Genomic DNA, 18,729 nt, shown 5'->3' on the forward strand with positions numbered 1-18,729 from the left:
CTGCTCTGCCAGGCATTTAAAGCGTTCACATCCCAAGTCCATGAGATCCTGTCACCAGAGAAGCTGACTTGAGGCACCGGTGGCGGCCATCCGTCGTAGAAGCGTTGAGCGATAGACCCTGGTGCAAAGAAGTAGAACGGGGACCCATTTGTTAGTAGCGAGTGCGTCGTGCTGCCGTTATATCCAGAGGGGATTGTGTCGTAGCTTCGCGATGTCCATGGGAAGTACTTGTATCCCAGCACTCGGGTTAGCCGGTCTGTCACGTCCAGCGTTTTTGCCCCGGTGCTGCTGTGCCACGCCTGCAGTCCAGAACCCATTACCACATCCCCATTCTGACCAGCAGTCTTCCGCTGGAGTTGTAGACCCGAATGCCATCGCCGTTCTGCACGATTCGTCCACCGCTGGCCGATGAATTGAGCTCGAAGGTGCCGTTTTCCCGGAAGGCGTATGCTGGCCTTCCGTTGACCGTCACTGAGGAGATGATCTCCTTGGGAACGATCTGATCCACTTCGATGTATTCGGCTTGCAGCTTGCCGTTCTTGAACACCAGAGAACCGTCTCCGGCACGCAGCTTCGTGAACAGAAGTTCAGAGATCATCGCCTCTTTGATGAATGTCTGGCTTCCCTGAGTGAAGAACGGAATGACTTCGTTGTCCGGGAGACCAGGCGGCGCCACGGCAAACGTATCGGCTCGGACGATAAAGCTGACCTCCTGGCCGTCATTCGCCAGCCCGATTCCGCCCACGAGCCCATTTGCGTCCACCCGCAGAGTCCACATCGCGTTGATGCGACCTGCCTGCTGGTCGATGCTGGCCTGGGCTTGCTCTTGGACACTGGCGATGTCGTTGCCCAGGGTCGCCTGCAGTGTCTCGATCCTTGTGGCAGTGGCCGCTGTATCCGATACACGGTTGACCACCTCCATCTGGTAGGCCGATCCGCCCGCCGCATTTTGAACGACTGAGACCGAACTGGTGATGGACTCAAGCAGGCCATCCAGCTCTGCCTCTCGCTCCAGGGCCGGGATTTTATCAACCTCGTCGGAAAGCTCTGGCCACAGGTCTGACTGCTTAATCTCTCCGCTGATAAGCTTCATGATGACGGTCGGATCGTTATCCGTCGTTCCCTGGGCACTGAACCAAGCGGATGTGTAGTTCGCACTCCATCCCCGAACGTAGTAGTAGTACGTGGTATCAGGGGTCAGGCCTGTGTGAACAAAGGACGAGCCAATGCCAAGCAGGTTTCCAACAGAGACAATATCCCCCTCGGCCAGCGGCGTTTGAGACCAGTAGACCTGCCACTTTGCGTCCGGATAGATGCCTTTGGGCTGAATCACGATCTCGAAAGTGTGTTCATTGATCTCTACGCTGGTTGGTCGCGACACTTGCTGACCGATAGCGTCAAAGGCTACCTGCTGGGACCACGGAGAGAATAACTGGCCGTTGCGCGCGCGCAGCTGAATTTCATACCTCTGTTCGTCGCTGACGTTGTCGATCGTCAGGTTTCCTGAGGCCACGAAAGGCCCTGCCTTCATCCATGCTTCATCGCCAACCACGCGGTAACGTGCCTCTACCTGCAGAGAAGGCAGCCCCACCTGGGCTGAGAACGAGTATCCCACCCGGATTAAGGTCTTGAATGAGCCGTCAGGGTTCTGGAACGCAGCCGACTGATCGCCACGCACTGAGGTAATGGCAGGAATCGGGGGTGGTATCTGGTCGATCGGTATCGGACGTGTAATACCTGGGTCGAAATCTGGTGCTGACGAGAAGTCATATATATCAGTCGCCGCTGGAACCAACGTCAAGTCAGCCGTGAATTCGCCGGCATACTCAATCTTCGATACTTTGCAGTCGATAGACTCTTTGTTGAGAACGCCATACAGAACTAAGTCTCCCACCTGAACATCAATGGGATCGGATAGCGTCAGCTCCTGGGTCGCACCTACCGTGCTCGCGGTGACCAGTGATGTAGCTTGTGGGCCGTCGTAACCTCGAATTCGCACACCATAGGGGCGCGAGGTCTCATACTGGACGGTCTCATCCAACGTGATTGTCAGGCCGCTGACGGACGTTACCCGGGCCTGCCCGAGGCCGACAGAGATCACGTCGTAGGCCAGAGCAACACGGTTCCCTCGCATGACGGCGAGGTTCTCCCAGTCCATCTGAACGCGGTGGGTCTCCGGCCGGAGGATGGCCTGGCGGATGTGGTACATGCCGTGGTGGTACGCCTCGGCGGCACTGGCCACGCCCTGGGTCTGGAAGTCCTCGAAGCGCGTCGCATTGCTGGCGTTGTAGCCGTCCCGGTAGACAATGCGCTCGGCGTCGGACCAGGTGTCCGGGTCAATGTACTTCACGCGCAGGGCGTGGGGCATGTCCTGGAACTGCCGAGAGGACGAGAACCCGATGGCATTTCGCGGTGAGATCGCCTGCACCACAGGCTCGTTCGGGTTGTCCCGCACTACACCAAACAGGCCATCCTGGAGCGCGAACGAGGCCTGGCCGGTGGAGGCGATGGCCTTCGCGCGCTCGAATAGCGTCTCGCTGGCGTCGTGCACCCAGTGGTAGCTGAGGCCTTGGATCCCGCAAAACAGCGCCCACTCTCGAATGCTCTCGATGTCGATCTGCCCGTCACTCACCGGGCGCCCGACTTGCTCGCCGGTGAGGGCGTCGAGATAGGCCCATGCTGGATTGCTGGTCGCCTGCAGTGAAAACGAGGAACCATTGTAGACACGCAGAACCGCCTGAGTCTTCACGTTAAGCTGATCAATGACACCGTTCAGCTGATCGGTAGCGCGGACCCTCAGGCCCATGAGGACGTGATTACCTTTGTAAGAAGGGCCGCCCTGGACAGAGCGAAGCACCGCCCATTGGCAATCGGTATACACCGCCTGGACGCCGCCGTGGCTCGATCTGACCCTTGTCAGCCGGACATCATATTGCCCGACAGGGACGCTCCACCGACGATTCAGACGATACGTATCCTTGGTGCCTTTGCCTCCACCAACGAGCCAGTTTGCATCATGGACCTGCCAGGTAGTTGCCCCCTTGCGGCGATACTCAATTTTGAATTCAACCTTGAGGCCAGATCGTGTGCCGTTGTCATTGATGCAGAAGAAGCCTTGAGGGAACACGATATCAAGGCTTATCTCTTTCGTGTTTGGGGCCGTGGTTCTGGCGGCGCTGACTCCATCCGATACCCATACATCGTTGTCATAGTCCCGGTTGGGGTTAAGTGCTACACCCACAGCCTCTTCATCAATATCTGCGTAGTCGAGCTCAATGCTGTCGGCTGTGCCGATCTCCCACTCCACGTCCTCATAATCGGAGATGTTGGTTTCTCCAATGCGGATGGCGTTGCCAATGTCTGTGTTCTGGTTGAGCACAGGGTAGCCCTTGCCAACGCGATGACCGGCTACTTCCAGGGGGCCATATCCCAGGCACAGCACCATTCGCAGGTATTGGTCGTTGCCGGCGATCTCTGTAATAGGGTTCGCAGCAAGCTTTGGATACCAACGTGGGTTTCCATAGACGCGGGGGACGACGCCGTACGGGTCGGCCTGGTTGCGAGTGCCCGTCAACGATTGACGGACATTGGGCGACGGCACGGCGCCGGCCGGCTCCGGCGATGCCGGAGGGATCAGGGAGTTGACTGCCAGGTTTCCAGCAATAGTCACTGCGGCGCTAGCTGCAGCGCCCGCCAATGCGCCTGTTGTTGTTCCCACTCCGCCGAAGGCCGCTGCCGCCGCGCCCCCGGTGTAGGCGGCGAGCACAGCCACTGCAATGATGGCCACAGCGCGACCGATATCATCCTCGGGGTTGGCGTACAGGGTGACCACGCCGTCGGCAGGCAGAGGCGTGCTCCAGTCCTCGCGAGACCACACCTCACCGTCGACCTGGGCGAAAACGTTCGCCGGCAGATCGCCAAAGGTTTCGTACAGCGTCGCGCCGTCCGGAATTTCGGCGCTGTAGCATTCACTCCGCATGGGGTGCGGACGGGCGACAATCGTTGTCATACCGGTAAAATCCTTCGATACGTGAGCGCCAATAAGGGCGGGTGTATTGCTCGATGCAGGCGTCTTTCTGGCGGGTCGTGTGGAGCATCCACCCCGGCGCGATGACCAGGCCGATGTGGTTTGGGCGTCCATCAACGTTGAACAACACGGCGTCCCAGGGGTCCGGGTTGGCCACTCTGCGCCAATCCACCAATCCACCCTGGATCATGGCCGCGGTGACCGGCGTCATAGTGTCGGTGTAGCCAACATGCTCTGGGATCTCGATGGCCAGTCGATCGGTGTAGACGAGGCGCAGGAGGCCGTAACAGTCATATCTCGGGCCACGGCCACCCGACTGAAAGGGCAGCCCGATGTACTCGCTGACGTCGAGCATCAGAACAGTCCGGGGGCAAGGCCAGGGTTGAAGATGTCAGCGACGGCGGGCTCGTTGAGGATGTCCATGGAGTAGCCGATGGAGAGAGTCACAACGTCCACGCCGATATCCGAGTTAAGAAGTGAGAAGTCGAGCGGGCCGATTTCCGGCGTAACCACGCCACCTTGTACGCGAACGATGTCCAGGCGTACGCCGGGCGGAGAGTCCACGCTGCGAAGCAGATCGACCAGTGTCCGATCGACGTTGTCGACCCTCATCTCAACGGTGGGGATTCGCTCTTCGGTGTCTGAGGGCAAGGTCAGCTCGAAGGGCAGGCCGATATAGGTCTGCCCATTGAACTGGATGTTCTCGGTGTTGTTGACGATGCGCGCAGGCTCAGACATCTGGGCGTGCGTGAACTGGACACAGGCCAGCATCACGGCGCCACTGTTCTGAGCGAACAGCTCTCTCATCGTATCGGCAGAGATAGAACGAACGGCCACGGCGATCTCCGGGCAAAAGAAAACCCGCCGAGGCGGGCTAGGGTTGAATCTCAAGGGTTAGAGATAGGCGGTAGTGTGTCGCCCCGGCGCCAACCGGTGCCAACTGGTAAGGCGGATCGCCTTTCAGCAGCACCGATACCGTTGCCCCGGTCCGTGGGTGTGGGATATCAAAGGGCAGGGCGCCGGCGGCAATTTCGTCGGAGTAAAACGCCTCGAACGTCGGGATTTGATCGAGCGTCAGATGGCACTCAAACGGCACAGTCATGGTCGCAGCGGTGAAGCGCCGCCGGGTCTTGGCCGGGCCGCTATCCATCGGGGACCGCAGCACCTGGCTCTGCGGAGCCTCGTTGTAATTGGCCGCGAGCGTTTTCTGAGGGAGGGAGGCAGGCCAGGTGGGCATTATAAGGGCCTCCGCTTCTGTCGATAGTTGCGGGACATGGTCGAATCCATGGTGCCGTCATTGAACATGCTCTTGACCTCGTCGCGTATCAGGATGCGGATTTGCCGCCGGCCATCGGAGCTTCGGCTTTCTTGCACCTCCGGCTGCGCGCCGCCTTGTCGCTGATCGATCACCTGGACGACGGTGTCGCTGATGGCCGTTGGCGAGCCTCCCACTAGGCCTCCATTGGAATAGCCGGGCATGTTGTTGAGGCGCTCGAGCATAGGCAGTACGCCTGGCCGTTTCACCACTTCTCGGCGGACAACAAACTCTTCACCATGAACTACGCCTTTCGGTTCGTACTTGCCGCCAGGGCCTGTCCATCCACCCTCCGCAAAGCCCTGGAAGCTGCCAGCGCTCGACGAGCCGTATGAAGCTCCAAATGCGCTCCCGCCTGACGCGCTACCGAAAGCGCTGCCGATCAAGCCGCCCCAGTCAAAGCCTGAGATTGCCTCGACTGCGGGCTCGGTGATGTTCTTGCGAACCGTCAGGCGAGCGATGTCCTCGGCAATGCCCGCCAGAACATCCCGGAAACCCTCGCCGCCCACGATGGCGTCTTCGAACGCGCTGGAGAACGTGAGCCCCAGATCCCGAGTGAGGTCGTCAGTCTCCTTGACCTTCTCAGCTAGCCCGCCGGTGGCGATCTGCTCCATGAAGCCGCCGGTCAGCTCTACCGAATACTGTGTGCGTAGTCGCTCCTGGGCGTCTGCGAGGTTCAGCGTGTCGTCGGCTGCGGCCTTGAGATCGAGCAGATCGAGTTCCTCTCGATACCGCCGATGTGCTGCCTCAAGAGGATACAGCCGGTCAAGCAGTGTCTGCTGGGACTGCGCTAGTCGTTCCTCTTCACGAAGACGCTCGCGCTCTGCTTTGGCCAGCTCTCGCTCTGCCGCTGCCCGGTCCTTGCTACTAACGCGATCGAATGTCTGTGCTGTCGGTGGTTCAAAGCTGTCTGGCTGGTTGATCAGTTCCTGCTTGCGTTCGATGAGTTCGTCATAGCTCGCTTTCACCTCATCCATGGCGGCGAGTGCATCCTGACCCTGCGGAGAGTCAGCGCCATACATCTCGATGCGCAGCTCGAGTCGACGCTTGTCGTCGAAGACCCGACTTAGCTCATCATCAATGCCTATGATGGACCGCTTGAGGTCGTTCTCGCGGAAGTAGTCCATGAAGGCGCTGAAGCCATTCGATACGTTTTCGATGGCCCAGCTAATTCCCTCAAGGGACGACTTCATCATGTCGTCAAACTGGCTGACAGCGCGGGCGGTCTCGACCGTAAGCTGTTGCTCCAGGCTATGAAACTCGTTCCGTACATTCTTGAGTCTTTGCACATTGAGCGCTGATAGCACCTTCCCTGTACGATCGGCCTCATCGCCAAGCCGCCGAAGCGCTTCACCATTGTCCTGAAGAAGTGGGATCAGCTCTGTCGCATCGCTGGCGAGCGCCTCCATGTAGAAGGTCATCTCGGAGGCGGAAAGGTTGGCCCGATCCAAGGCGTTGTAGATCGCCTGCAGAGCATCCGGACCTGACATGTTGGCGAGAGCCTCGGCAGTCAGGCCGACCTGGGGCGCGATGTTCTCGAAGAAATCTGCGAATTCACCGCCACCCGTTTGCAGGAAGTCACCGACACGGTCCTGAACGTCTCGAATTATGTCTGCGACCTTTCCTTGCTCAAGGTTGTACTCGCGGGCCGCGTAAGACAGACGCTGAAACTGTTCGACGCCTGAATTTGAGATGCGCGCCATGCGCTCGATCTCGACTGCGGCGTCTGAAGCTTGTCTCGAGACTGCCGCAAAGATCCCTGTGCCGACCGTGAGCCCAGCCATCGCACCTGAGGCTGCCGTGAGCGCAAGACCTATCTTGTTCGTCGTCGCCGCGGTCTTTGAGCCCTGGCGTTCGACCTTATCTAGGCTTTGATCGAGGCGTCGCAGCTGGCGTTCACCGCTGCGGCTGTCGATAGTGAGCTCTAGGCGTGATTCATAGGCCATCATATTCTCCGGGCACGAAAAAGCCCGCTCTAGGCGGGCTTCAATTAACTGGCGTTGGCGACTATTTCTCAGGCGGAGGCTTGTCCAGGCAGGCCCATGTGAGGGCAACGACCCACCCTACAAAGGTCCAGCCAGCAACAAAGTTCAGCACCGTAATGGCCCCTGCATGGCGCATGCTCCTCGCCCCGGCGATGATGCAGGGAAGAAAGTAGACGGCTATAAACAGAGCCAGCGTTACCAGCGGGTGCAGCGGCAGAGCTTCCAGGAAGGAGTAACTGATATCCAAGTCGCTGTCTCCTGGGTGGCCTAGTCGCAGAATGGCACGTCATTCAGCAAAAACTGCCTGACCTGCTCACCTGACTGATCCCAGAGGCCGAATGTTGACGGATATGCGGTCACGAGTGTGGACTGAGATTGGTCTAGAACTTCGACTAACAAAAACACTGACTTGTCGCCCATGTTGTTGTAGCGCACCGCTATCTCCCCCTCGCCCAGGTCTGGATACAGCTGGGCATCCACACGAGCACTCGCCATCAAGAAGCCGCCAAAAATGCAGCGATCAAGCTCACCTTTGAGATCCTTGAAAACACGCTGGTAGGGCTTCTCTGTGGTGAATTCTACGGGAGTCGCCTCGTCTTTCAGCTCAAGCACGGTAGATGGCGCGCAGCCCGCCAACACAATCGCAGCTGAAGCCGCCAAGAGTGCCTTCATGCCCATTTTCCTTTTACTTCTAAGTAGGTGAAGTCCATCTCTTGGACAATCCCAATGAACTCCTCTGAGGAGCAGGGTAGCACCATCATCTGTCGTAAGGCAGCCATCTCAGACAACGGTATGGGCTGAAGGTGGCCGTGGCCGGCAGGCCTTGAAGGGGAGAGGAGGTCGAACAGATGCAGCCAGAAGGCGCAGCGCTCGTCGATCTCTGGCGGCTCAACCTGCTTTGAGAGATTGAGCGCCTTTGCGATCGTGGCGAGCTTGGTTTCTCGCCCGGCTGTTGTCAGGCGGTACTTGAGCGCTGCCGCGGCTTTTTTCCCTGCTCGGCAATGTCCTCCCTGCGGAAGTGCTCACGCCGGCGGGATTCTTGGGCCAGCTCAATGGCCAGATCATCGTTGTCGAGCAGCACGCGCGTGGCATTGGCCACCGTGAAGGGTATAGGGTCGCCGTTGCGGTCGACGACATCCTCCCATCCTCGAAGAATACCCTTCGCCAGAGCCCGCGCCTCAGCCTCCATACGCTCCGCTTGTGACTCGGGCAGGTTGGTGCGCAGGGCCTCAAGCTCCTCGCGGTATGCGGCGTTGCCTGAGCGGGCAATCAGCCACTTGGCTCCGCGCAATTCTACCCAGGCGCCACCATCGATCTTGGCGGGGTCGTTCTGCTCTGCATTGAAAGCCATCGGGAATTCCTTATACCAGCACGCGGGTGACTTTGATGGGAGTGTTTTTGGCGGTGTAGTTGAGCGACACCTGCACGATGTCCTCGTTGCCACCGTCTGGCAGCTCTCCGTCGATCTCGATTTCCGGCAAGTCGAAGGTGTAGCTGTTGCCGGCGGCATCGGTCAGAGGGAAGGACACGCCGATAGCCTCGCGGGTCACCATCTTCTTCCATTGGTTCCAGGCCGCCTTACTCCAGGCCATGGTGAGCGAGCCGGAGACGTTGGCCGACGTGGCAATCAGAGCCCCGGGGCCAGCCTTGCCGAGGCAGCGTTGCGTTTGCAGCGTGTTGTCGATGGACATGGAAAGGGCGCTGATACAGGCCTCGCCAGCCAGCGTAGCGCCGTCGACCAGGATGTCGCCCACACTGGTAGCTGAACCCATGGCAACGGTCGTCGTCTGTGGGTTCACTGTGCCAGCGGCAGTCGGATCGGTCTCGCCGTCCTCATAGCCGAGACCCATGCCGGTGAAGCTGCAGGTCACCTTGCCTTCTTCGGGGATGTCGAGCTGCATGGCGCCAATGTGCACGCCCTTGAAAGTTGAGTAGACGCCGATGTCCTTGAATGCCTTCACGATGGTGAAGGTGTGGCGGTCAGCACCAATCTCCAGCACGTCGGTCGCCCAGGTGCCGTAGAAGGCCGCCTCAAGCAGCTTGTCGAACGTGCCCGCGCTCATCTCTCCGGACAAGTCGCCGGAGTAGTCGAGGCTCGTGATGATGCCGCCGCCCTGCATGCGTGTCTCGCGGATCTCGGCAGAGACCTCGGTGGAGACGTTGGGTGTCAGGGTGTTGCCGGTGAGGCGCAGGGTGTCCCAGGTCGCCGGATCAGGCGTTTCCCCAGGCGTGGACTCGGGAGCGAGGTAGGTTGCGATCTGAGAGCCGCTGGACATGTGTTTTCTCCAGGCATGAAAAAAGCCGCTCAACGCGGCTCGGAGGTGGACGGTGGGGCGGTTTAGCCGACGCGGAAGGGCGTCGTTACGTTCAGTTGATACCAGCCGTCAGAGGGCCCTACGCGCTGCACTGAGGAGGCGAGTGTTTCGAGGTGGCCAGTACGCCAGAACTGCAGGTGCGCAGCCAGGGAGTCGGCGACTTGGTACGCCTGCCGGCTGCCCTGGTTATCTTTGGTGAACACCTGGCACATGATCAGCCCATGGCGGCGAATGCAGGGCTCGGAGCCGAGACCAGCGACGAAGCTGTCGCCGTGCTGGATGGTCAGGCGAACCCATGGCTCCTGGTTGGTGATGGCCGCATCCACGCTAGGCCCGTTAGGGTTGCCGTCGAATGCCACGGGCACACCATCCCAGGCCACCAAGCGCGACTCGATAGCGATGCGGATCTCGTCGAAGTTCATCGGTTGGCGTACTCCCTGGCGTTGTTCGCAGCGACCTGGAATACGCCCTGAGGGGCCTGCCCGGAGTGGCCGTGCTCCAGCATCTCCCCGTAGGGGGTGGTGTTGACGATGTAGAACACGTCGCCATAACGCAGTGAGGCCATGACGATGCGTGCATTGGTCAGGGTCGTCGTCCGCGACGGGTCCCGCTTTTCTGGGTCGTAGCTCTCGTCAGGGCTGTTGACCGAGAAGTTGTTGTTGGCCAGGAATCGGCTGGTGTCCTTGGGCGAACCGTAGATTACGCCGCGGACGTGGTGCTCTGACATATCGACCAGCCGTGCCAACTCTTCCTCGCGAACCTGGTCGGCGAATCCTGCGAGAGACTTGGACCATCCTCGTTTAGCCATCAGTTCCTCCTGAGCTGGATTGTCCAGGTGGCCTCAGCAGGATCCTGCCCGACGTTGATCACCAACATGCCGTCGATGGTGTCGTCGACCCTGGGTGTGGCTGGCGTCTGGTCAGCGTCCATGATCAGCTCATTCTGAAGCACGCCAGAGAGCTTCACGTCTGTGCGCTGGATGTGCTGATCGTCGACCTCTCGGATCGAGTACCCGCCGAACACGCCGCGCCCGGAGTAGGTCACAGTAGTCTCGGGATAGGTGCCCTCGACGGGGTCAAACTCGCCCGATACGACAGTGCGCGAGCCGGTGAACGTCGTCACTGCGTCAGCCAGGTCCTCGTCAAAAGCTTCGGCGATATCTGCTTGAAGCTCGTCACGTAGCCCCATAGCCATACCCCACGGTAATGCCCATCGGAATGGTCCGGTACGCTTCGATCAGCGCCAGTGCGAACTGCACGCGCTCGGGGAGGGCGGCATGCTCACCATAAGCCGTTACATCGGAGTAGCGCTTCTCGCTCTCGACGGTATCGGCCTTGACTCGCTTCTGGGTCATGACGCCCTCGGTGCGCTGGGCGTAAAGCTGCCCATCAGCTGCCGCCGCCGACAGCTCTGCCCCTGCCATGATGATTTCGTCAGGCACAGGGGTTGGTAGCTGGATGCGCTGCGACGACAGATAGGCGTTGGTCATTGCCACGAATCTGGCCTTTTCGGCGTCTGGCGCCCAGTCTGGGCCCAGCTTTCCGTCGACGTCTTCGACAGTCACGTATTGCGTCATGACAGCCTCGGTATTAGAGAGGCCCCGGAGGGCCTCGGGTTACTCGGCCGCTTTTTGTTGCGGCTGTTCGGCCTTATCGGCCGGCTTATCAGTCTTGGCGCCGGCGGATCGACCATCGACCTTCACCAGGATGCCGCGCTTGACCAGGCCAGCCAGCCCACACGCTTTGTCATCAAGGTCGGCCACCTTCTTCGGGGCGATGACTGCACCACCCACGTTCACGACGCCGAGCGTCTCGTTACGGTACTTGGCCATGATCAGACTCCGGTTGCTTTGGTGAGGGCCAGCGGCCGATAGATCGCAACACCAGAGCACTTGGCGATGCAGTCGATCACCATCTCCAGGTTGCGCTTCTCAGCGGGGAGCTGCTCGAACGGGCGCGGGATCTCGATAGAAAGGTTGTCCACGTCGCGCTCGTACATCACTGCCTCACCATTGCCTTCGGCGGCCTCAAGCTCGGTCGACGCGATCAGTGATACGCCGGGGTGGATGGACTGGAAGGCCGCCCATACGCTCTGCCACTGCCCGCCGGTGTTGACGTTCTTCGACACCAGTGCCGAACGGCGGGTCGGGGCGACCGCCAGAGTGTTCGGCGTATGGTTGTCGTAGGATTGCACCAGCACCGCGTCGTACATAGCCAGAAGGTCGTCGAGGATCTCCTGGCCGGTGGTGGCGGATGCGGACCAGCTCCCTGCGACCGCGGTGGTGCCGAGGTTGGGGTGATTGGTGAAGCCGTAGAAGCCGTGAGCGTCATCGCCGACCAAGGCCACCTTGTTGACGAGCTGGTCGATAGCGCGACGCGCGGTGCGGCCCTTGCGCTCTGGCAGATTGGTGCCCATGGCGTTAGCCAGGCGCATCTCGTCCAGGCTGTAGCCGTAAGCGTCGCCCAGGCTCTTGAGCTTCAGGGTGTCTTCCTTGCCCACGACGTCGACGCGGGGCAGGTCATCGGCATAGTTCGAGATGAACTTGGCCATGCCCACTTCGTCGTATGTGCGGTAGGTAAAGGACTCGGCCCATTCCGGCACTTCGGTGGACACCGGTACCAGTTGAAGGCCAGTCAGGTTGGGGGTCTGGACTTCGTAAATGCGTGACTTCACGTAGTCGAGCTGGCGAGCCAGGAAGATCCCCTGGTCTTCTCGCTCAATGCCGAGGCGGTCGCCGGCATCCATCACCGCCGCAAGGTCGGCAGCGTCATAATGCATGTGCTGTTTCATCGGTTTCAATCCTTATGCGGTCGGGGAGTGGAGTTCGACAAGGGCCAGGACGGCGCCGTCACCCATGGTTTCGGCACCTGACCGGAATACGGCGTTCGGGTAGGCGGTGCCGGCGGAGGCGTCCTGCACTTCACCAGCAGCGTTGAATTCGACGGCGCCGCCGTCGGTAACGGAGCCGGCATCCACCACCACGCACCAGACAAGGCCGCGTGTCATCACAGATACGTCGTCATACTGTGCGTACTTGTCGATCTTGGTGTGAGTGTGCAACGCCACGCCCGCAATGCGGGTTCCTGACCCCTCACTTACGGCGCCATCGGCGTCAACGCCGACCACATGGCCGAAGCGCACATCGGCGGCAGCCGGGAATGACTCGACGCGGTCGAATCCAGCGTCAGCCTTCATGCCCGCACGGGCCTTATCCATCTGGTAGATCATTGGTCATCCTCCACTTTCTCGCCGCGCAGTCGTGCGGCCATTTTCTCGCGAGCTGACGCGGCGGTGGCGCCAGGCTTGGCGTCCTCGTGCGTAAAGGTGGTTGCCTTCTTGCGCTGGTCGGCGGCGTCGTCCCGGCGCTTGTTGGCATCGGCGCGTGCTAGGTCATAAGCGGCGTCGATATAGGCCTCGGGCTTATCCTTGAGGTCCACGGCATCGCCACGCACGGCAGCGATGACGCCGGCCTTGATATCGCGGTCAGAGGCATCCTCGGCAAACTTGATTTTGTGCTCCTTGGCTACGGCTTCCAGCTCAAGGCGGGCACGAGCCTGATCGACAGCGTCTTGCTTGATCTGCTCGGCCTTACCCTCGGCTTCTTTCTTGGCCAGCTCAGCAGCATCGGCGCGGGCCTTTTCCTGCTCGAGCTTGGTGGTGGCATCGCCAAGGTCGGCGCGGGCCTGATCGTAGGCCTGAGCCACCTCGGGCGCGGCGTCGTACTCGATGCCGTTGTCGAGACGGACTTTTTTCATGGTGAATTCACCTTCATCGTCGTCGGTTGGTGTTGCGGCATCGGCCGCGTCGAGATTGAGGCGGGCATTACCGGCCCTGCCTACCGGGACAACCGCGAGATGGTTTACGCGGATGTTGGTTTGGATCGCGTCGTAACGCTCTCCGTTGTATTCGCCGGGCTTGTCGATCAGGTCGACCGAGTACCCGACAGACAGCTCTTTCCAGCCATCCTGTTTGATGACTCGTGGGTCGTGGATCACGATGTCGCTGATGACGTTCTCGCCATCCTGACGCCCTTGGGTCGTCACGGTGCCGATTTGGTGGTGCTTCACTGTCGCCGCATCGACTTTGCCGTGGTGGCCTTTGGTGATGGGCTTGTTGCGGTACGAGGACAGGGAGTCCTCGGAAAACACGTCCTCGGCGCGGCGCAGTTCACGACGAACCCCGCCTTTGCCGTCGCGGTATTCAAAAACGCCCGTGCGGGTCAGCACGGGCGAGTCTTCGAGGTAGCCGTTTTCGTCATACCGGGCCTTGAGAGGCGCTCGGTCGTAGCGATTGACTGTCATGTCAGCGTTACCTTGTCGCGTGTGGGCCATATCGGCTGGCCGTAGCAGCGGCACCTAACCGCAGAGCCAGGGTGGCCATCACTGGGTGGGTTCGACCACTGGTAGGTGCGCCCCTCTCGGCGCCGGTGCTCTGGGCGCTCCCGAGCATCAAGGATGCCGCGCCAGGCGTACTCTTTGACGCCGATGGCCTGCTGCCTGGCCTGGGCTAGCTGGCTGTGCAGCTTGCCCACCTGGTCGTCGGCGATGAGCTGGGCGCGCTTGACTGGCTTGTCGTAGGTTCTCTTAATGGCGGCGGCTAGATCGGTTGCCGATTGACCTTCGTTTATTGCTCGAATCACCGTGCCTTGGAGCTCTTCAACATAGCGCTCGGGGATGGACCGAATCAGCGACAGGTTCTGCGCCTCCCAAGCCCTGAGCATGTCAGTTAGCCATGGCTCATCCTTTGCGTACTGCTCGCCATACTGGGCCTTGGTCATCCGCCTGATCTGTCGAAGGCCGTGCTCGCTGATCTGCTCGGCGTAAACCGCAACGCCTATCTCGCCTGCGGACGATGGCCCGGGCAGTGCCTCGACTTCCGGCTGGTTGCTCCCAATGACTGCTGCCAGGCCAACATCTTGGACGCCTGTCACAACACCCAAGGTGGACTCGAGCAACCCGGCTAGTAGGTCGACCCAAGAACGGCCGGCGACCGGAGTGGCCGCATCATCGGGCCGGTAACGACTGGCAGACTCAACCAGACGCGGCACCTCGGGAATAAGGATCAGATTGCAGGCCTTGCCAAGCCGGCGAGCGTATTGCTTCAGCGCCTTGGCATACTGGCGTTCAATGCCGACCGGCTGCTGGAGCCTAGGCGCCATCATTTACCTCCAACCCATACAAACCATCTCGGGCCATGTGCTTTCGCATCTCATCACCGCTTACCGTTCCGTTGTCGAGGTCGATCTGACGTGTGGCGGCTTCAGCCTGAGAGGCTTGAGCGTTATTCAGTCTTGTTTCTGCCTGCTGGGCGTCAGTCGGCGTCCAAAGCGACGGCCACTTAATGCGCCACTGCCTTGAGGCGTCGATACCCGACTGTCGGGTGATCGCCTCGATCAGGCGATTGATGGCCGCCTGCGCGCACGTCTGCTGAATGCCCTCACATAGGTCGTAGAGCCCCTCCAGGTCGTTCTCGCCAGTAGCGTTCAGGCCAGCAGCAGCACGCCCAAACAGCGCCGTCACCGGGATGCCGGAATCAGCAGACACGGCCACCTGAAATTCGGCGATCAGATCCTTGATGCCGGATACGTTCTGGTCATAGACCTGATAATCATCTTCTGCATCGACGGCCACGCCATTCATCAGGCTGCGCACCTCATCCACCAGATCAACACGCTTGCGGACGAGGTGCTCTTGGCCGTTCTGGATCAGTTCGGCCAACCCCTTCATGCGATGGACGGCCTGCTGCTTGCGCTTAAGCACTTCCAGCGAAAGCGTCAACGCCTTCTCGTATCGCTCGATGGATCGGAATGGTGCGGTCGCGGCGGAGCGCCCTGACCAGGGCACCGCGGCGCCAATTCGCAGCCTGGATGGCAGCGGGTCGCCATACACCGGCAACAGTCGCGACTCGTGGACTACGAAAAAACCCGTGGAGCCACTATTGCCAGCGGTGATGGGGCGGACGTGGTAATACTCCGGCTGGCCGTAAGTCGGCTCGCTAGGGTCGTCGTAATAGCCCCCCGGCGCCACGGAGAGCTGGGGTAGCTCAATCACGCGGATCTCGGTGATCTGGCCAACACTCTCCGGCAGGGGGGCATCCAAGGTGCCGGTATCGGTCAGCAACATCAGCGCTGCACCACCATCGAGACGCGACCAGCGCAGGGCATCAGACATGTTTCCAACAAGGTCGAGGCGCTGGAGCTCATCAGTAATCACACGGTCTTCATCGCCCTCAATTTCAACGCCCCGGGACATGGCCAGGTCAGCGGGCAGGTCAATCACCCGAGCCGCAATCCCGCCCCGGGCGTACATGGTCGCCTGATCGGTGGGTGCGACCTGACGGCGGCGTCCGCCCAGCAGCGCCGAGCGATAGCCGTCCTCGTGGATGTTCGACATGGTGTCTCCTAGCTAGCCAGCGTCTTGAATCGATCGACCGGTGACTTGTTGGGTGAGTAGAGGATCATCACTGCGTCGCCCAGGTTGGGTGACTTGGTGCCTTCCGGCGCCTTGTCCACTACCACCTTGCCGGTGCCGTTGATGTGATAGGTCGGCTGCGATAGCTCGAGCGTCAGCTTCGAGAGGATCGGCAGCCGGCTGTCGATGGCGATGATGTCGTCGGGGTCGAACTCCATGCCCTCGACGACGGCCCGGTAGGTGCGCTGGAAGCGGAGCCGCAACGCCCACCAGGCCTGGGCCTTGAGGTTGGCGAAAAAGTCCTGGTTTTTGCGCTTGGGCACCATCTCGCTACCTGGATCCAGAACGCCACCGGATCCTCGGAATGGCTGTATCTGAAGCTGCGGGCGCTTCTGCTCGGCGCGCAGTTCGTTGATCACCCTCGCGTCGCCACGCACGCCAGAGCCCAGCCCGTCGGCGTCGTAGTCGAATCGGTCGCCACCGTGTCCGTCGGTCAGATCGAAAGCGCGCTGCACCGTGCCGAATATGTCCGAACCCTTGCCCGACCATTCGTCGACCAGGTCCAGCAAGATCCCGTGCCGTCCGGCATAGGCGTTTTGGTCCTTGCCCTCGTCGGCTACGTCCAGGGCGCCGAATCTGTCGCCGTTAACGGTGATGCCAAGCTTCTTGTGGGCATCCACAGCGGCCTGCACCCAAGCCGAGGGGATCAGCACACCCTCAACAGAAGCGCTGTAGTTGATGTCGATCTCTTGAGCGATCGTCACCGGATCCAGCTCGGCCACCTGCTTGTCGTACCAGGCCTGATCCTTACGCGGATCGTCACGCCAGTGAAAAGTGAAGACCGGGATCTTTCCGCTGTGCCGGCGCTGGGCGAACGGGTTGCCCATGCCGTTCGGCGTGGAGATGTCCTGTCGGCAGTTGGTGGTCGCCGATAACGAGGCGTCCACCAGATGCGGGCGCTCAAGGAAGGCCGACTCATCGACGATGTAGAAGCCCGCTCGGTCGCCCCGACCGATGCCATCGCCTGACTCACCTGTCATTACCGACTCGGTCTCTGGGAACAGGATCCGCATGTGAGGGGCGTGCTGCTTGCGGCTCCATCCGCCCCTGAACTCGCGGGGGAGCATGCCCATGAAGGTGCGGGCCTTCTCGAACAGCGACTTCGGTGAGCCGATCTTGTCGACGTACTCCTCCTTACGGGAGCCGAAGCCGACCGCCATACCCTGACGATGCAGGCATACCGTGCAGCCCAGGCCGATGGTCAGCCAGGACATACCCATGTCGCGTGTCTTCTCGGTGATCCCCGGTTCCTGGCGCGTCCAGCGCTCCATGAACCACTCGACCCACTCCTCTTGTTTCGGGAACAGCAGGAACGGAATGCTGGCCGGCAGGCCGCGCTCGGGGTTCCTGGGGTCGTAGGTCATGCCCCAATCGATGATGAACTGTGCCGGGTGATCGCGGTAATAGGCCTTGAGCGCCGGGATGCATTCCGGCGCCTCGCGGATCCGTTGCAGCCGCTCGGCCCGCCACTCGAACACCTGAACGTAGTCAGGATTGCGGAAGTCGAACGGGAAAGGTATCGGCATCAGTCGCCCATCATGTCGCGGTACAGGCGCGCCGCCTCCTGCGGGTCATCGGTGGTGATGCCCACGGTCTCGATCGGGCCGCCGTTCTTGCCGGTGATCTCCTGGCGCTCACGCCAAGCCTGCACGTCGACGTGTTTCCCAAGGAGTTCTAGATTCTTCACCTTGTCCGGCCATTTGATCTTCTTGAGTAGGCCGACCTGCTCGCGCGTGTCGCCGTTGTGCTCCCATAGTTCGCTGACATCTAGGCCTGAGAGAGTGCGGCGCCAGGCCATCGGCCACTCGCGAATCGGGAGGATGCTGCCGTCGTCGGCCAGGATGTCGAGCACGTCCATCTGATCGATCTCGACCAGGCGGTGAAGCACGTAGTCAGCGTCGATCTTGGTACGCTCCGAGCGCTCCGCTCTCGCCTCATTAACGGCATCCCAAACGTGGCGCATGCTGGGAGGACAAGATTCCCTACTTTTCCCTACCCAGAGCGGCGCCTTCTTCTCGGCCGTGGACTTCGCGAATCCAGCGCGCAGCGCCGCCTTGGTGGCGTTGAGGTCGATCAGATACTCATCACGGAATCGAGACTGCCGAGGCGTCAGCTCGACCGCCCTGCGTGCAGTCCTGCTATTCATGGAGTATCTCCAGCAAATTGATGCGCGGAACGGCACAGTATTGATTACAGAAAGCTGCTACTTTTTGCTGAGGAGTGAGGAAGTCCGCAACCGGAAAAGGAATCCATATGAGCGTATTGCTAGTCACTTACGACTTGAACAACGAGACAAAGCGCCCTCCTATCGTCCAAGACATCAAGAAACTAGGGCAGTCTTGGGCACGACTATCGGAGTCAAGCTATGCCATTGATACTCACCTCACTCCCCAGCAGGTTTATAACCAACTGGATAAGCACACAGACAGCGATGACCAAATTGCTGTCATCACCCTCAAAAAGCCTTGGTACGGCTACCACGCGCGGGATGTGGTCAATTGGCTTGAAGCAAGGCTTAACTACTAACCTCTAGCGTCAATCTCCTCACTCCCTTTCCAGACAATTACCCGTTCAAATGCGGTTGCCGGCAACGGCTGAGCGAAGCTTTGATAACCCG

The 18,729-nt window shown here is 60.4% G+C and carries 22 protein-coding genes; 1 reads left to right on the plus strand and 21 read right to left on the minus strand.

Translation table 11 applies throughout. From position 1 onward, the window contains the following. Positions 1-316 precede the first annotated feature (316 nt). From KUV41_RS11430 to KUV41_RS11530, 21 genes are all read right to left on the minus strand, one after another. Complete coding sequence (locus KUV41_RS11430; protein WP_222486167.1) at positions 317-4,009, minus strand: host specificity factor TipJ family phage tail protein; 3,693 nt, start codon at positions 4,007-4,009, stop codon at positions 317-319. Continuing rightward, positions 3,969-4,382, minus strand: a complete 414-nt coding sequence (locus KUV41_RS11435; RefSeq protein WP_222486169.1) for an NlpC/P60 family protein — start codon at positions 4,380-4,382, stop codon at positions 3,969-3,971. Before KUV41_RS11435 ends, KUV41_RS11430 begins: the two co-directional genes overlap by 41 nt. Then, complete coding sequence (locus tag KUV41_RS11440; RefSeq protein WP_222486171.1) at positions 4,382-4,864, minus strand: DUF1833 family protein; 483 nt, start codon at positions 4,862-4,864, stop codon at positions 4,382-4,384. The genes KUV41_RS11435 and KUV41_RS11440 overlap by 1 nt, the downstream gene beginning before the upstream one ends. Positions 4,865-4,901: 37 nt before the next feature. Then, the gene (locus KUV41_RS11445) at positions 4,902-5,264 is read right to left on the minus strand and encodes a hypothetical protein (RefSeq protein WP_222486173.1); all 363 of its coding nucleotides are present in this window, start codon (positions 5,262-5,264) and stop codon (positions 4,902-4,904) included. Next, positions 5,264-7,396 (minus strand): hypothetical protein, encoded by a 2,133-nt coding sequence (locus tag KUV41_RS11450; RefSeq protein ID WP_222486175.1) that lies wholly within the window; start codon positions 7,394-7,396, stop codon positions 5,264-5,266. The genes KUV41_RS11445 and KUV41_RS11450 overlap by 1 nt, the downstream gene beginning before the upstream one ends. Further along, entirely contained in the window at positions 7,350-7,574 is a 225-nt protein-coding gene (locus KUV41_RS11455; protein ID WP_222486176.1) for a superinfection immunity protein, read from the minus strand. Before KUV41_RS11455 ends, KUV41_RS11450 begins: the two co-directional genes overlap by 47 nt. A 20-nt stretch (positions 7,575-7,594) precedes the next feature. Beyond that, the gene (locus KUV41_RS11460; protein WP_222486177.1) at positions 7,595-7,999 is read right to left on the minus strand and encodes a hypothetical protein; all 405 of its coding nucleotides are present in this window, start codon (positions 7,997-7,999) and stop codon (positions 7,595-7,597) included. Between the two features lie 283 nt (positions 8,000-8,282). Then, entirely contained in the window at positions 8,283-8,678 is a 396-nt protein-coding gene (locus tag KUV41_RS11465; protein ID WP_108448757.1) for a hypothetical protein, read from the minus strand. Between the two features lie 10 nt (positions 8,679-8,688). Beyond that, positions 8,689-9,603, minus strand: coding sequence for a phage tail tube protein (locus KUV41_RS11470; RefSeq protein WP_222486178.1), 915 nt, complete (start codon positions 9,601-9,603; stop codon positions 8,689-8,691). A gap of 62 nt (positions 9,604-9,665) precedes the next feature. Next, positions 9,666-10,064: a phage tail terminator-like protein gene (locus KUV41_RS11475; protein ID WP_222486179.1), complete on the minus strand. Its 399-nt coding sequence runs from the start codon at positions 10,062-10,064 to the stop codon at positions 9,666-9,668. After that, complete coding sequence (locus KUV41_RS11480; protein WP_222486180.1) at positions 10,061-10,450, minus strand: hypothetical protein; 390 nt, start codon at positions 10,448-10,450, stop codon at positions 10,061-10,063. Before KUV41_RS11480 ends, KUV41_RS11475 begins: the two co-directional genes overlap by 4 nt. Beyond that, entirely contained in the window at positions 10,450-10,830 is a 381-nt protein-coding gene (locus tag KUV41_RS11485) for a glutamate 5-kinase (protein ID WP_222486181.1), read from the minus strand. Before KUV41_RS11485 ends, KUV41_RS11480 begins: the two co-directional genes overlap by 1 nt. Further along, a complete protein-coding gene (locus KUV41_RS11490) occupies positions 10,817-11,218 on the minus strand; it encodes a hypothetical protein (RefSeq protein ID WP_222486182.1) in 402 nt (133 codons plus the stop codon). Before KUV41_RS11490 ends, KUV41_RS11485 begins: the two co-directional genes overlap by 14 nt. Positions 11,219-11,257: 39 nt before the next feature. Beyond that, positions 11,258-11,473 (minus strand): hypothetical protein, encoded by a 216-nt coding sequence (locus KUV41_RS11495; RefSeq protein WP_222486183.1) that lies wholly within the window; start codon positions 11,471-11,473, stop codon positions 11,258-11,260. A 2-nt stretch (positions 11,474-11,475) separates the two neighbouring features. Further along, complete coding sequence (locus KUV41_RS11500) at positions 11,476-12,432, minus strand: DUF2184 domain-containing protein (RefSeq protein ID WP_222486184.1); 957 nt, start codon at positions 12,430-12,432, stop codon at positions 11,476-11,478. A gap of 12 nt (positions 12,433-12,444) precedes the next feature. Beyond that, the gene (locus KUV41_RS11505) at positions 12,445-12,870 is read right to left on the minus strand and encodes a hypothetical protein (RefSeq protein ID WP_222486185.1); all 426 of its coding nucleotides are present in this window, start codon (positions 12,868-12,870) and stop codon (positions 12,445-12,447) included. After that, positions 12,867-13,943, minus strand: coding sequence for a DUF2213 domain-containing protein (locus tag KUV41_RS11510; RefSeq protein ID WP_222486186.1), 1,077 nt, complete (start codon positions 13,941-13,943; stop codon positions 12,867-12,869). The genes KUV41_RS11505 and KUV41_RS11510 overlap by 4 nt, the downstream gene beginning before the upstream one ends. Then, entirely contained in the window at positions 13,940-14,800 is an 861-nt protein-coding gene (locus KUV41_RS11515; RefSeq protein WP_222486187.1) for a phage minor head protein, read from the minus strand. Before KUV41_RS11515 ends, KUV41_RS11510 begins: the two co-directional genes overlap by 4 nt. Next, positions 14,790-16,034 carry a DUF1073 domain-containing protein gene (locus KUV41_RS11520; RefSeq protein ID WP_222486188.1) on the minus strand — a complete coding sequence of 415 codons (1,245 nt, stop codon included), beginning with the start codon at positions 16,032-16,034 and terminating at the stop codon, positions 14,790-14,792. The genes KUV41_RS11515 and KUV41_RS11520 overlap by 11 nt, the downstream gene beginning before the upstream one ends. Positions 16,035-16,042: 8 nt before the next feature. Beyond that, the gene (locus tag KUV41_RS11525; RefSeq protein WP_222486189.1) at positions 16,043-17,638 is read right to left on the minus strand and encodes a TerL protein; all 1,596 of its coding nucleotides are present in this window, start codon (positions 17,636-17,638) and stop codon (positions 16,043-16,045) included. After that, the gene (locus tag KUV41_RS11530) at positions 17,638-18,258 is read right to left on the minus strand and encodes a terminase small subunit (protein ID WP_222486191.1); all 621 of its coding nucleotides are present in this window, start codon (positions 18,256-18,258) and stop codon (positions 17,638-17,640) included. Before KUV41_RS11530 ends, KUV41_RS11525 begins: the two co-directional genes overlap by 1 nt. A gap of 107 nt (positions 18,259-18,365) precedes the next feature. On the opposite strand from KUV41_RS11530, the gene KUV41_RS11535 reads away from it, so the two are divergent. Continuing rightward, on the plus strand, positions 18,366-18,638 hold the full coding sequence (locus KUV41_RS11535; protein ID WP_222486193.1) for a hypothetical protein: 273 nt from the start codon (positions 18,366-18,368) through the stop codon (positions 18,636-18,638). Positions 18,639-18,729 lie beyond the last annotated feature (91 nt).

The sequence above is a fragment of the Halomonas sp. DP8Y7-1 genome, assembly GCF_019801685.1.
Lineage (GTDB): Bacteria > Pseudomonadota > Gammaproteobacteria > Pseudomonadales > Halomonadaceae > Halomonas > Halomonas litopenaei_A.